The sequence below is a fragment of the Burkholderia sp. BCC1985 genome, assembly GCF_905339915.1.
Lineage (GTDB): Bacteria > Pseudomonadota > Gammaproteobacteria > Burkholderiales > Burkholderiaceae > Burkholderia.
The window spans coordinates 94,397-106,452 of sequence record NZ_CAJPGY010000012.1 but is presented as its reverse complement, the minus strand read 5'-3'; the positions used below and the strand labels follow the sequence as shown (position 1 = coordinate 106,452).

The following is a 12,056-nucleotide window of genomic DNA, read 5'->3' as shown; positions in this document are numbered from 1 at the left end:
GCGGTAAGCTGTAAGAATTGTCATCCAACGGGGGTAGCATCATGACCGATACGCCGAGCCAGCTTCCGACGCCGTCGGTGCCGGGTGCAGCGGACGCCGAGCGGCTGAACGGTTTGCGCACGTTGACGCACGTGCTGTACGGCCTCTACGCGATTCATTGGCTGACGGGCGGCGTCACCGGCCTCATCGCGATCATCATCAACTACGTGAAGCGCGGCGACGTGGCCGGCACGCCGTACGCCGACCATTTCGAGTGGCAGATCCGCACGTTCTGGCGCGCGCTGATCGCCTACGTGATCGGCTTCGCGCTGATGTTCGTGGGCGTGGGATTCGTCATCATGTTTGTCACGTGGATTTGGACGCTGTACCGTATCATCAAAGGTTGGCTGTACCTGAACGACAACAAGACGCTCGATTCGCAGGCCTGGTTCTGACCGGCGCGCGGGCGTTTCGCAGGAGCAACATGAGTCACGATCCGAATTGCCTGTTCTGCAAGATCGCGGCGGGCGAGATCCCGAGCACGAAGGTGCACGAGGACGACGAATTCGTCGCGTTCCGCGACATCCGCCCCGCGGCCGAGACGCATGTGCTCGTGATTCCGCGCCGGCACGTGCCGACGCTGTCGGCGGCGAGCGAGGCCGACGCGCCGATGCTCGGCCGGCTGATGCTGCTGGTCGCGCGTCTGGCCGACCAGCTCGGCGTCGCGTACACGGGTGGCGAAACCGGTTTTCGCACGGTGATCAACACAGGCCCCGGCGGCGGGCAGGAGGTTTACCACCTGCACGCGCACATTCTGGCCGGCCCGCGCCCGTGGCTGCGGATGGGTTGACGTCGCGGGGCGTTTCCCCGCATCGATAGTCGAAGCCGGCGTGCCGCCGGCGATTTGCGCCGCGACGCGGCGTGGTTGAGGAGAGGTTTCATCATGGGTGGATTGAGCATTTGGCACTGGCTGATCGTGCTGCTGATCGTCGCGCTGGTTTTCGGTACGAAGAAGTTGCGCAACATCGGCAATGACCTCGGCAGCGCCGTGAAGGGTTTCAAGGACGGCATGAAGGACGGCGAGACGCCGGCGGACGCGCAGCAGCTGCCGCGCAACGGCTCGGTCGACGTCAACGCGAAGGAAACGACGCGTTCCGACTCGAACAAGGCGTAACGCCGGCACGCTGACAGGCATTCGCGATGCTGGATCTCGGTCTTTCGAAGATGGCGCTGATCGGCGTCGTCGCGCTCGTGGTGCTCGGCCCCGAGCGCCTGCCGCGCGTCGCGCGTACGGCCGGCGCACTGTTCGGCCGCGCGCAGCGGTACATCAACGACGTGAAGGCCGAGGTCTCGCGCGAAATCGAACTCGACGCGTTGCGGACGATGAAGACCGATTTCGAGACGGCCGCGCGCAATGTCGAGACGACGATTCACGACAACCTGCGCGAGCACGAGAAGGAGCTGAACGACACGTGGAACTCCGCGGTCGGCGGCCTTAACGAAGGCTCGGTCGATGCCGGTACGTACGGCTCCGACACGCCCGCGGCGCCGTCGTGGCGCGGCAGCACGGCCGCACTCGCGCCGAAGCGTCGCAACTGGCGTGTGAAACAGGCGGCGACGCCTGTCTGGTACAAGCGCGCGACGACCCGCCGCACGCACGTGCAGTCGGGCGCCGCGCGTGTCGCGCGCCACCAGCCGGCCAGCCTGCGCCGGCCGACGCGCTTCTTCTGAGCCGAGCGCATGCTCGCTCGTCAATCCTACCGAGGGCCGGTGTGAGCGACCCCCAGCAGAACCCGGGCGACGCCCCGGAAGAAACCTTCATTTCCCATCTCGTCGAGCTTCGCGACCGCATCATTCGCGCGGGGCTGGCCGTGATCGTCGTGTTCCTCGGGCTCGTGTACTGGGCGCCCGACATCTTCCGGCTGCTCGCGCGGCCGCTGATGGAAAACCTGCCGAAGGGCGGCAGGATGATCGTGACCGACGTCACCGGCTCCTTCTTCGTGCCGATGAAGGTCACGATGCTCGTCGCGCTCGTGATCGCGTTGCCGATCGTGCTGTACCAGATCTGGGCGTTCGTCGCGCCGGGGCTGTACCAGCACGAGAAGAAGCTCGTCGCGCCGCTCGTCGGCAGCAGCTATGTGCTGTTCCTGTGCGGGATGGCGTTCGCGTACTTCCTCGTGTTCCCGACGATCTTCCGCGTGATGGCGCACTACAACGCGCCGCTCGGCGCGGAGATGTCGACCGATATCGACAACTACCTGAGCTTCGTGCTCGGGATGTTCATCGCGTTCGGCGTCACGTTCGAGGTGCCGATCGTCGTCGTGCTGCTCGTCCGGATGGGCGTGCTGACGCTGAAGAAGCTGAAGGAGATGCGGCCGTACGTGATCGTCGGCGCGTTCGTCGTCGCGGCGGTCGTCACGCCGCCGGACGTGTTCTCGCAGCTGATGCTCGCGTTGCCGCTCGTCGTGCTGTTCGAGATCGGGCTGCTGGCCGCGCGATTCTTCGTACCGAAGCCGACGGAAGAACCCGAGGCGGAGAACGGCGCCGCGAGTTGATGCGGGACCGGTGCGCGGCGGCCGGCATGATCGCGGTCGTCGATACGGCCCCTCGACAGCGTTGAAGCCGCGCGCGCCGACCGGATGGCGCAGATCGCGAGGGCGCCCGCAGCTTCTTCACCGTGAAGAAGGCATGCCGGAGCAACGCCGCCGGACCAAAGCAACAGGGCAGCCGATCAGGCTGCCCTTTTTTGTTTCCGTCCTTGGCTGGCAAGCGGCGCCGGTACGCCGCCCGCCGGAGGTCATTCGCTGTCGCTGTCCTGTTCGTCGAGCGCCTGCTTCGGCGGCGGCGGGCGCTTGCCGATCACGACCTTCACGTCGAACTCCTTGCCCTTGCGTACGACATGCACCTTGGTCGGCGTGCCCGGCTTGATCTGCGCGACGGTGTTCAGCAGTTTCGTCGTGTCGGTGATGTCGTCGCCGTTCACGCTCACGAGGATGTCGCCCGGCTTGATGCCGGCCTTGTCGGCCGGGCCGCCCTGCAGCACGCCCGCGACGATCGCGCCCGACTTCTGCTGGAGCCCGAACGATTCGGCGATTTCCGGCGTGACGTCCTGCGGCTCGACGCCGATCCAGCCGCGCGTGACCGAGCCCGTCGTGATGATGCTTTCGAGCACGGTGCGCGCGGTCGACACGGGGATCGCGAAGCCGATGCCGAGCGAGCCGCCCGAGCGCGAGTAGATCGCCGTGTTGATGCCGAGCAGGTTGCCGTTGACGTCGACCAGCGCGCCGCCCGAGTTGCCCGGGTTGATCGGCGCGTCGGTCTGGATGAAGTTCTCGAACGTGTTGATGCCGAGGTGATTGCGGCCGAGCGCGCTGATGATCCCCATCGTGACCGTCTGGCCGACGCCGAACGGGTTGCCGATCGCGAGCACGACGTCGCCGACCCGCGACTGGTCGGAACGGCCGAGCGTGATCGTCGGCAGGTTCGTCATGTTGATCTTCAGCACGGCGAGGTCGGTTTCCGGGTCGCTGCCGATCACCTTCGCGGTGCCCGTGCGGCCGTCGGCGAGCGCGACTTCGATCTGGTCGGCGCCGTCCACGACGTGCTGGTTCGTTAGAATGTAACCTTCAGGGCTCACGATAACGCCCGAGCCCAGGTTGGCGGCCGGTTCGTCGTGCTGCTTGCGCGCATTGCGGTCGCCGAAGAAGTAGCGGAACAGCGGATCCTTCGCGCGCGGATCGGGCGGCAGCGAGCCGTCCTTGCTGGAGAAGACGTTGACGACGGCGGGCATCGCCTTTTGCGCGGCCTCGGCGTACGACGTGGTCGCGGGGGCGCCGCCGATGCCCGGTGCGACTTCGCGCAGCGCGACGATCGGCGTGGCGAGCTGCTTGCCGAGCTGTCCTTGCCGTTGCAGCCATTGCGGCTTGAGCGTCACGACGATGAACATCAGCGCGAGCAGTACGGTCACCGCCTGCGCGAAGAACAGCCAGAAGCGTCTAAGCATCTGAAAGGATTAGAGGTTTATATGGATCGGATCGAACTTGAATTGTACTTGAACAATACCCTTGAAATCGCGCGCTTCAAGGACTATTGCCCGAACGGCCTCCAGGTCGAGGGGCGCCGCAAGATCGAGAAGATCGCCACCGGCGTGACGGCGTCGGTCGCGTTCCTCGAAGCCGCGCTCGAATGGGGCGCGGATGCGGTGCTCGTCCATCACGGCTATTTCTGGCGCAACGAGGCGCCGCAGATCACCGGCCGCAAGTACCAGCGGCTGAAGCTGCTGCTCGCGAACGACCTGAACCTGTTCGCATTCCACCTGCCGCTCGACGCGCACCCCGAGTTCGGCAACAACGCGCAGCTCGGCGAGAAGCTCGGGCTGCTCGGCGAGCAGCGTTTCGGCGATGGCGACCTCGGCTGGATGGCCACGCTGCCGATGCCCGTCTCGCTCGAGCACTTCGTCGCGAAGGTCGAGCGCACGCTCGGCCGCACGCCGCTCGTGCTCGGCGATCCGGAGATGCAGTTGCGCCGCATCGCATGGTGTACGGGCGCCGCGCAAAGCTATTTCGACGCGGCGATCGACGCGGGCGCCGACGTGTTCCTGACCGGCGAGGTGTCGGAATCCGTCACGCACGCGTCGGCCGAAAGCGGCGTCGCGTTCGTTGCGGCAGGGCACCACGCGACCGAGCGCTACGGAATCCAGGCGCTCGGCGCCCACTTGTCCGAAGAATTCGATCTCGAACACCTTTTTATCGATATTCATAATCCGGTCTGAACGCCGGATTTGCGGCGGTGCATCGAAATTTCGCAATGTAGCGTATGCTTAAAAGTGAAATGATTTAATCGCTCCGATAGTGGGGGAAAACCCTTAACTATCAATTACTTCGAAGGGATTTTCGTCTCCGGGCCTTGTAAATGGCGACTCCATTCGCGCAAACTAGCGGCGGAATGAAAAGTCGTGACGGAAAATCCAACTCAGAAGTGGGGCGTGTGATGCGAGACAAGGAAGAGAAACGCGTCGACAGCGGCCGCCGTACCTGGCTGATTGCGACATCCGTAGCAGGTGGCGTGGGAGGCGTAGCCACCGTCATACCTTTCGCGGCGTCGCTTGCGCCGTCCGCGAAAGCGAAAGCGGCCGGAGCCCCGGTCGAGGTCGACATCAGCGGCCTGAAGCCCGGCGAGATGGTCACGGTGCCGTGGCGCGGCAAACCCGTCTGGATCCTGAATCGCACCGATTCGATGCTGGCCGACGTCGTCAAGGCCGACAAGGAAGTGGCCGATCCGACCTCGAAATCCCCGTATTCGATGCCGTTGCCCGCGTATTGCGCGAACGAATATCGCTCGCGGGCCGATCGCAAGAACATTCTCGTCGTGATGGCCGTGTGTACGCACCTCGGCTGCACGCCTAGCCAACGCTTCACGCCGGGTCCGCAGCCGAACCTGCCGGACGACTGGCCGGGCGGCTTCCTGTGCCCGTGCCACGGTTCGACCTACGACCTCGCCGGCCGCGTGTTCAGGAACAAGCCGGCGCCCCAGAATCTCGACATCCCGCCCTACATGTTCACGTCGGCGACGACCCTCGTGATCGGCAAGGACGAGAAAGGAGAAGCGTGATGGCCGACAACAAGGAAGTCTCCACGACAGGTCTCACCGGCTGGGTCGACCAGCGCTTCCCGCTCACGTCCACCTGGAAGAAGCACGTTTCCGAGTACTACGCGCCGAAGAACTTCAACTTCTGGTACTTCTTCGGCTCACTCGCGCTGCTGGTGCTCGTCAACCAGATAGTCACGGGCATCTTCCTGACGATGAACTACAAGCCCGATTCGACGCTCGCGTTCGCATCGGTCGAGTACATCATGCGCGAGGTGCCGTGGGGCTGGCTGATCCGCTACATGCACTCGACCGGTGCGTCGATGTTCTTCGTCGTCGTGTACCTGCACATGTTCCGCGGGCTGATGTACGGGTCGTACCGCAAGCCGCGCGAACTCGTGTGGATCTTCGGCTGCGCGATCTTCCTGTGCCTGATGGCCGAGGCGTTCTTCGGCTACCTGCTGCCGTGGGGCCAGATGTCGTTCTGGGGCGCGCAGGTGATCGTGAACCTGTTCTCGGCGATCCCGTTCGTCGGCCCGGACCTGTCGTTGTGGATCCGCGGCGACTACGTCGTGTCCGACGTCACGCTGAACCGCTTCTTCGCGTTCCACGTGATCGCGATTCCGCTCGTGCTGGTCGGCCTCGTGATCGCGCACCTCGTCGCGCTCCACGAAGTGGGGTCGAACAACCCGGACGGCATCGAGATCAAGGCGAAGAAGGACGCGGACGGCATTCCGCTCGACGGCATCCCGTTCCACCCGTACTACTCGGTGCACGATTTCTTCGGCGTCTGCGTGTTCCTGATGGTGTTCGCGCTGATCGTGTTCTTCTCGCCGGAGATGGGCGGCTACTTCCTCGAGTCGAACAACTTCGTCCCGGCGAATCCGCTGCAGACGCCGCCGGAAATCGCGCCAGTGTGGTACTTCACCGCGTTCTACGCGATGCTGCGCGCGACCACCGACCCGTTCAAGATCGTGCTGATGATCGTGATCGCGCTGCTCGGCGTGCTCGCGCTGATCCGCGCGCGCGGCAAGTGGAAGGTCGGGCTGCCGGTGCTGGCCGCGGCGATCGTCGTGTTCATGTTCCTGACGGAATCGAAGTTCTGGGGCGTCGTCGTGATGGGCTCGGCGGTGATCACGCTGTTCTTCCTGCCGTGGCTCGACCGCAGCCCGGTGAAGTCGATCCGCTACCGGCCGCTGTTCCACAAGGTGTTCCTCGGGATCTTCGTCGCAGCGTTCCTGATCCTCGCGTTCCTCGGCACGCGGCCGCCATCGCCGGTCTCGACGCTGATCGCGCAGGGCTGTGCGCTGATCTACTTCGCGTTCTTCCTCGGCATGCCCGTCTGGACGCCGCTTGGCACGTTCAAGCAGCCGCCGGAGCGGGTGCGCTTCAAGCCCCATTAACGAGAGCGAGGAGAGAACGACATGAAGAAACTGCTTTCGACGCTCGCGCTGATCGGGGCGACGGCCGTCGCGCTGCTGGCGGCGCCGGCCGTGCGCGCGGAGGGTAATTTTCCGCTCGACCGGGCGCCCGATAACACGGAAAATCTCGTTTCGCTTCAGCACGGCGCGCAATTGTTTGTAAACTATTGCCTGAACTGCCACAGCGCGAACCTGATGCGCTACAACCGTCTGACGGATCTGGGCATATCCCAGAAGGAGATCGAAACGAATCTCCTGTTCACGACCGACAAGGTCGGGAACACGATGTCCGTCGCGATGCGGCCCGAAGACGCGAAGAACTGGCTCGGCACGACGCCGCCCGACCTGTCGGTCGAGGAGCGGGCGCGCGGTCGCGACTGGCTGTACACGTATCTGCGGAGTTTCTACCGCGACGATACGCGGCCGAGCGGCTGGAACAACGCGGTGTTCGAGAACGTCGGCATGCCCCATGTATTGTGGCAACTGCAGGGGCAGCGCACTGCCAAATTCGAAGACAAGACGGACGAGGAGACGGGCGAGAAGGTCCACACGCTCGTCGGCTTCCAGCAGGTCACGCCGGGGACGTTGTCGCCGCCGGACTATGATGCTGCGGTGGCCGACCTGGTGGCCTATATGACATGGATGTCCGAGCCGGCCCAGCAGACCCGCAAACGCCTCGGCGTGTGGGTGCTGGTCTTTCTCGGTGTCCTGACTTTCCTGGCCTGGCGGCTCAATGCCGCGTACTGGAAAGATATCAAGTAAACACGCCTGACCGGCGTGGGGCCGGCGCAAGGCGGAACCCGTGAAAGGGGTTGCGCCGCGTGCCGGCCCTCGGCTTTTTTGAGGAAACGCAAATATGATGGTTCTGTATTCCGGCACAACTTGCCCGTTCTCCCAGCGTTGCCGGCTGGTGCTGTTCGAGAAGGGGATGGATTTCGAGATCCGTGACGTCGACCTGTTCAACAAGCCGGAAGACATCTCGGTGATGAACCCGTACGGTCAGGTGCCGATTCTGGTCGAACGCGACCTGATCCTGTACGAATCGAACATCATCAACGAATACATCGACGAGCGCTTCCCGCACCCGCAACTGATGCCGGCCGACCCGGTGCAGCGCGCCCGTGCACGCCTGTTCCTGCTCAACTTCGAGAAGGAGCTGTTCGTTCACGTCAGCACGCTCGAAAACGAGAAGGGCAAGGCAGCGGAGAAGAACCACGAGAAGGCACGCCTCGCGATCCGCGATCGCCTGACGCAACTCGCGCCGATCTTCGTGAAGAACAAGTACATGCTCGGCGAGGAGTTCTCGATGCTCGACGTCGCGATCGCGCCGCTGCTGTGGCGTCTGGATCACTACGGCATCGAACTGTCGAAGAACGCCGCGCCGCTGATGAAGTATGCCGAGCGGATCTTCAGCCGTCCGGCCTATATCGAAGCACTGACGCCGTCCGAAAAGGTCATGCGTCGTTGATGATGCAATGAGGGCAAGACGGAGCGGGCGGCGCGGCGTGCCGCGTGCCCGCTCCGGGTTCGAGGATTGTGATGCAAGAGATTTCAACGAAGCCTTATCTGCTGCGCGCGCTGTACGAGTGGTGCACCGATAACGGTTACACGCCGCATATCGCGGTGAGGGTCGACAACTCGACGCGCGTGCCGCGTCAGTTCGTGCGTGACGGCGAGATCGTGCTCAACATCAGCTTCGAGGCGACGAGCCAGCTGCAGATGGGTAACGAGTGGATCGAGTTCACCGCCCGGTTCTCCGGGAAGGCGCACAAGATCGAGATTCCGGTGGCCAACGTGCTCGCGATCTACGCGCGGGAGAACGGCCAGGGGATGGCGTTCCAGGTCGATGCGGTGGCGGGCGAGGGCGCGGATTCGGGCGCGTTCGAGGACGATGCCGAGCAGGCCGATGAGGTGCGGCGCGACGAGTCGCCTGTCGTGCTGGCGCCGGTTGCCGATCAAGGTGCGAACGAAGAACCGTCCGAAGGCGCCGACGAACCGCCGAAAACCGACGGGGATGGCTCGAAAGGCGGCAGCAGACCTCGCCTCAAGATCGTGAAATGAGGTAGAATCTCGCGCTTACGCCGGCTTAGCTCATCTGGTAGAGCAGTTGATTTGTAATCATCAGGTGGCGGGTTCGAGTCCTGCAGCCGGCACCAAATCCGAAAAGGGGTTACGGAGTTTTCCGTAACCCCTTTTTTTCGTTCGTAGCGATCACCGGCGTGCGCGCTGCACATCCGGGCAATGGTTTCCCGACTGTGCTTTATCGCCAATCCGCCGGGACGGGCGTCGGCCTGCGGATTCCGTCGCTTGCGCGGCGCCGGGCCATCAAGCGGCAGTCGAACTACTTCATCGCTTCCAGACGTACCACGGCGCGACTTCCCGTCGCCTTCGCATAGCGGGCCAGCGTGCGCAGCGACGGCATCGTGCGACCGCTCTCCATCCGCGCGATGGTCGATTGAGTGGTCTGCATCCGCTCGGCGACCTGTTCCTGCGTCAATCCGGCGCGCACGCGTGCGGCGACAAGTTCGCGGGCAACGGCGAACTCCGGTGCCTGCGCGTCATACTCGGCCTGCGTGGCCGGGTCGGCCAACAGGCGCTTCTTCAACGTTGCAAGGCTGGTCATTGCTCAATCCTCCTTATCCGGGCGCACGCCATTTCGATAGCGCGACGCGGTGTTCTCTGCGTCTTCTTCACGAACACGTGCAGCACGATCAGGCGTTGCTTCATCCGCGCGACGTAGATCGCCCGCGCGATGCCATCACGCCCGGTCATGCGGATTTCCCAAAGCTTTCCCGTCAGCGCGCACACATGCGGCATCCCGACGCGTTGCGGGCCGAACTCCGCCAGCATCTCCGCGATATGGAGGAAGCGGGCGCGCATATCGGGAGGCAACGCCAGCAATTTGGCCGTTGCCTCGGGTATCAACTCAACATGCCAGGTCATCAGTTTATCGCTTTTTTGCTATATCGGATGAGTGAGTGGCCCGCTGTGTGCAATCCACGGGGATTGCATCGACGCCCATCCCTTGATGTGCGGATATTCGCAACAGTGAGGGCGGCGGTGGCGGCTATGCAGTGCTCATGAAGCGCATTCGCCGTCGACACGACCTTTCACAATCTCGGTGAAGATTTGCGGAGAGAAAAATACTTTGGTGTCCGTTCAATGTAGGCGGTTTCAATTCCTTTGAGTGCAAATTGGCCGTTCGGTATAGAAACCCTGACCAAACGGCAGACGAGGTGAGGCGAAGATTCCTGGGGCGGGGGGCGCTGCGAGAGACGGTTCGATTTCGAGCGACGAACGCTGCGTATCGCGTCAACGGAATCGTGCCGATATTGGTTGGAGTGCTAGAAGTTTGAAGCGGAGAATTTTGAGGCGCATGGGCAATGGAGGCTAACGTTTCGACCGCATGGCACGTCAATCCAGCTCGGCCACAGGCATCGCCATCGAGGCTGAAGATACCTACGCTCCCGCCCCGATCCGCACGACGTGCGCTGCGCTGGCAATCCGAGTGCGCATCGCACATCGTTGCGCCCCCCTTTCCCTGTCACGCCCGCGTCACGCTGCGCCCCTAACGTTGCACGTTCCCGCCGCGGCGCCACCGTCGCGATCCGGGCGTGCGTGACCCGCACGCGACGCCGTGCCCGCGTTGCGCAACGGTCAACCGGGGTCTCGCTCCCGGCGGCGCATCGACTATGCCTCGCACCATTCCATTCGAAAACACGATCGACGCCGTTCGAACCGGATCGCGGACGATCAGGAGACAAGGACCATGTTGAGTCCGCATGAATTCTCGATGCTGCTGCGCATAGCCCGCGCACCGGACAGCGTCGACCTGGCGAACCCCGCGTTCGCCGTGCTCGTCGAAAAGCGGCTCGTCGACGATACGCAGGTACGCGTGAACGAGGTGGCTGCGCGCCCGGCGCTGACGCCGATCGGCCAGATGCTGCTCGCGCGCTTCGACGAAGCGGCCTGAGCGAAGAGAGCGGGAGAGAAGAGGCGTCACGCCTTCGCCGCAGCGAGTGACGTGACGCAATGCAAGCGCGGCGAACCGCTTACTGCGCGACCGGCACCGTCACGTCGCTGCCGAACCAGTGCATCGAGATCTTCTTCAACGTGCCTTCCTTGCGCAGCGACTCCAGCGCATCGTTGATCGCCTTCTCGAACTTCGGATTGCCCTTGCGGAACGGGATCGCCATCTCCTGCTTGCCGCCGTTCAGCACCGCGCCCGAGCGCAGCGGCAGGTTCGACGTCTTGATCATGTACGGCAGCATCAGGCGGTCGTCGAGCGTCGCCTCGATCCGGCCTGCCGCGAGATCACGCAGCTTTTCCGGTGCGCCAGGATACGTCTGCACCTCGATGCCCGGCACGCTGCGCGCCATCTGGTCGTAGTTGGTGCCGAGCGTCACGCCGAGCTTCTTGCCCTTGAAGTCCTCGAGCGACTTGAAGTTGCGCGTGTCGTCCTTGCGCTGGATCAGCTGCGCGGCCGAGTACGTGTACGGCTCGCTGAAGTCGAGCGCTTCCTTGCGCTGCGGCGTGATCGTGACCTGGTTGACGATCACGTCGAACTTGCCGGCCTGCAGCCCCGCGATGATCCCGCTCCATTCGGTCGGGACGAACTGCGTCTTCACGCCGAGCTTGCCGGCAACCGCATTCGCGACGTCGACGTCGAAGCCCTCGAGCTGACCCGACGTGCCGCGCGAGTTGAACGGCGGATACGTGCCTTCGAGGCCGACGCGCAGCACACCGGCTTTCTTCACCGAGTCGAGCAGGTCTTCCGCGTGCGCGGCGACGGCCGTGAAACCGAGGGCCGACGCGAGCAGCAGGCCAGATAGCAGGAACTTCGAACGTTTCATCGTGGATCTCCAGTGTTCAGTGTGGTGAGGGCGCACCGGGCATCGATCGTGCCCAGGCCGGGCCGAATGACGGGCACGTAGACACTACTCGCAACCGGGCGGCGCCGGAAGTCGAATTGGCCCTGATTGCAATCGATTTCAGCGGGCGGCGGGGTGGCAGCGCTGTGTGACGACGTGGCACGTGAGCGCTGGACGAGCGTTAGAAAGGTTCGCCGTG

General features: G+C 63.8%; 16 protein-coding genes and 1 tRNA gene. 13 read left to right on the top strand and 4 right to left on the bottom strand.

Going from position 1 to position 12,056, the window contains the following annotated elements; translation table 11 throughout:
* Positions 1-41: 41 nt before the first annotated feature.
* The 5 genes from U4Z31_RS14725 to tatC all read left to right on the top strand — a co-directional run bounded on the left by U4Z31_RS14725 (position 42) and on the right by tatC (position 2,534).
* Positions 42-434, top strand: a complete 393-nt coding sequence (locus U4Z31_RS14725) for a DUF4870 family protein (protein ID WP_044845952.1) — start codon at positions 42-44, stop codon at positions 432-434.
* Between the two features lie 29 nt (positions 435-463).
* Positions 464-829, top strand: coding sequence for a histidine triad nucleotide-binding protein (locus tag U4Z31_RS14720; protein ID WP_044845951.1), 366 nt, complete (start codon positions 464-466; stop codon positions 827-829).
* A gap of 93 nt (positions 830-922) precedes the next feature.
* Positions 923-1,153: a Sec-independent protein translocase subunit TatA gene (tatA, locus tag U4Z31_RS14715; protein WP_044845950.1), complete on the top strand. Its 231-nt coding sequence runs from the start codon at positions 923-925 to the stop codon at positions 1,151-1,153.
* Between the two features lie 26 nt (positions 1,154-1,179).
* Positions 1,180-1,710, top strand: coding sequence for a Sec-independent protein translocase protein TatB (tatB, locus tag U4Z31_RS14710; RefSeq protein WP_044845949.1), 531 nt, complete (start codon positions 1,180-1,182; stop codon positions 1,708-1,710).
* 41 nt (positions 1,711-1,751) lie between these two features.
* Entirely contained in the window at positions 1,752-2,534 is a 783-nt protein-coding gene (tatC, locus tag U4Z31_RS14705) for a twin-arginine translocase subunit TatC (RefSeq protein WP_044845948.1), read from the top strand.
* 242 nt (positions 2,535-2,776) lie between these two features.
* Here the strand turns inward: tatC and U4Z31_RS14700 are convergent, their stop codons facing one another.
* Entirely contained in the window at positions 2,777-3,982 is a 1,206-nt protein-coding gene (locus tag U4Z31_RS14700) for a Do family serine endopeptidase (RefSeq protein ID WP_044845947.1), read from the bottom strand.
* Between the two features lie 21 nt (positions 3,983-4,003).
* On the opposite strand from U4Z31_RS14700, the gene U4Z31_RS14695 reads away from it, so the two are divergent.
* From U4Z31_RS14695 to U4Z31_RS14665, 7 genes are all read left to right on the top strand, one after another.
* Positions 4,004-4,750 (top strand): Nif3-like dinuclear metal center hexameric protein, encoded by a 747-nt coding sequence (locus U4Z31_RS14695; RefSeq protein WP_044845946.1) that lies wholly within the window; start codon positions 4,004-4,006, stop codon positions 4,748-4,750.
* Positions 4,751-4,968: 218 nt separating this feature from the next.
* On the top strand, positions 4,969-5,589 hold the full coding sequence (gene petA, locus U4Z31_RS14690) for a ubiquinol-cytochrome c reductase iron-sulfur subunit (RefSeq protein WP_044845945.1): 621 nt from the start codon (positions 4,969-4,971) through the stop codon (positions 5,587-5,589).
* The gene (locus tag U4Z31_RS14685) at positions 5,586-6,968 is read left to right on the top strand and encodes a cytochrome b (RefSeq protein WP_124487862.1); all 1,383 of its coding nucleotides are present in this window, start codon (positions 5,586-5,588) and stop codon (positions 6,966-6,968) included. Before petA ends, U4Z31_RS14685 begins: the two co-directional genes overlap by 4 nt.
* Positions 6,969-6,989: 21 nt before the next feature.
* Positions 6,990-7,748 (top strand): cytochrome c1, encoded by a 759-nt coding sequence (locus U4Z31_RS14680; protein WP_257775419.1) that lies wholly within the window; start codon positions 6,990-6,992, stop codon positions 7,746-7,748.
* Between the two features lie 94 nt (positions 7,749-7,842).
* A complete protein-coding gene (locus tag U4Z31_RS14675; protein WP_006400565.1) occupies positions 7,843-8,454 on the top strand; it encodes a glutathione S-transferase N-terminal domain-containing protein in 612 nt (203 codons plus the stop codon).
* Positions 8,455-8,525: 71 nt separating this feature from the next.
* Complete coding sequence (locus tag U4Z31_RS14670) at positions 8,526-9,047, top strand: ClpXP protease specificity-enhancing factor (RefSeq protein ID WP_044845942.1); 522 nt, start codon at positions 8,526-8,528, stop codon at positions 9,045-9,047.
* 19 nt (positions 9,048-9,066) lie between these two features.
* A tRNA-Thr gene (locus tag U4Z31_RS14665) sits at positions 9,067-9,142 on the top strand.
* Positions 9,143-9,327: 185 nt separating this feature from the next.
* Here the strand turns inward: U4Z31_RS14665 and U4Z31_RS14660 are convergent.
* Positions 9,328-9,609 (bottom strand): helix-turn-helix domain-containing protein, encoded by a 282-nt coding sequence (locus tag U4Z31_RS14660; protein ID WP_044845941.1) that lies wholly within the window; start codon positions 9,607-9,609, stop codon positions 9,328-9,330.
* A complete protein-coding gene (locus U4Z31_RS14655; protein ID WP_321810701.1) occupies positions 9,606-9,929 on the bottom strand; it encodes a type II toxin-antitoxin system RelE/ParE family toxin in 324 nt (107 codons plus the stop codon). Before U4Z31_RS14655 ends, U4Z31_RS14660 begins: the two co-directional genes overlap by 4 nt.
* An 826-nt stretch (positions 9,930-10,755) precedes the next feature.
* Between U4Z31_RS14655 and U4Z31_RS14650 the strand changes: the two genes are divergently transcribed.
* Positions 10,756-10,959: a hypothetical protein gene (locus U4Z31_RS14650; RefSeq protein WP_044845939.1), complete on the top strand. Its 204-nt coding sequence runs from the start codon at positions 10,756-10,758 to the stop codon at positions 10,957-10,959.
* A 79-nt stretch (positions 10,960-11,038) separates the two neighbouring features.
* Here the strand turns inward: U4Z31_RS14650 and U4Z31_RS14645 are convergent, their stop codons facing one another.
* The gene (locus tag U4Z31_RS14645; protein ID WP_044845938.1) at positions 11,039-11,839 is read right to left on the bottom strand and encodes a cystine ABC transporter substrate-binding protein; all 801 of its coding nucleotides are present in this window, start codon (positions 11,837-11,839) and stop codon (positions 11,039-11,041) included.
* Positions 11,840-12,056 lie beyond the last annotated feature (217 nt).

Coding starts and splice junctions, on each gene's coding strand:
- U4Z31_RS14660 (WP_044845941.1), bottom strand. CDS start 9,609: ATGACCAGCCTTGCAACGTTGAAGAAGCGCCTGTTGGCCGACCCGGCC.
- U4Z31_RS14645 (WP_044845938.1), bottom strand. CDS start 11,839: ATGAAACGTTCGAAGTTCCTGCTATCTGGCCTGCTGCTCGCGTCGGCC.
- U4Z31_RS14680 (WP_257775419.1), top strand. CDS start 6,990: ATGAAGAAACTGCTTTCGACGCTCGCGCTGATCGGGGCGACGGCCGTC.
- U4Z31_RS14695 (WP_044845946.1), top strand. CDS start 4,004: ATGGATCGGATCGAACTTGAATTGTACTTGAACAATACCCTTGAAATC.
- petA (WP_044845945.1), top strand. CDS start 4,969: ATGCGAGACAAGGAAGAGAAACGCGTCGACAGCGGCCGCCGTACCTGG.
- U4Z31_RS14720 (WP_044845951.1), top strand. CDS start 464: ATGAGTCACGATCCGAATTGCCTGTTCTGCAAGATCGCGGCGGGCGAG.
- U4Z31_RS14655 (WP_321810701.1), bottom strand. CDS start 9,929: ATGACCTGGCATGTTGAGTTGATACCCGAGGCAACGGCCAAATTGCTG.
- U4Z31_RS14650 (WP_044845939.1), top strand. CDS start 10,756: ATGTTGAGTCCGCATGAATTCTCGATGCTGCTGCGCATAGCCCGCGCA.
- tatA (WP_044845950.1), top strand. CDS start 923: ATGGGTGGATTGAGCATTTGGCACTGGCTGATCGTGCTGCTGATCGTC.
- U4Z31_RS14675 (WP_006400565.1), top strand. CDS start 7,843: ATGATGGTTCTGTATTCCGGCACAACTTGCCCGTTCTCCCAGCGTTGC.
- U4Z31_RS14700 (WP_044845947.1), bottom strand. CDS start 3,982: ATGCTTAGACGCTTCTGGCTGTTCTTCGCGCAGGCGGTGACCGTACTG.
- tatB (WP_044845949.1), top strand. CDS start 1,180: ATGCTGGATCTCGGTCTTTCGAAGATGGCGCTGATCGGCGTCGTCGCG.
- U4Z31_RS14670 (WP_044845942.1), top strand. CDS start 8,526: ATGCAAGAGATTTCAACGAAGCCTTATCTGCTGCGCGCGCTGTACGAG.
- U4Z31_RS14725 (WP_044845952.1), top strand. CDS start 42: ATGACCGATACGCCGAGCCAGCTTCCGACGCCGTCGGTGCCGGGTGCA.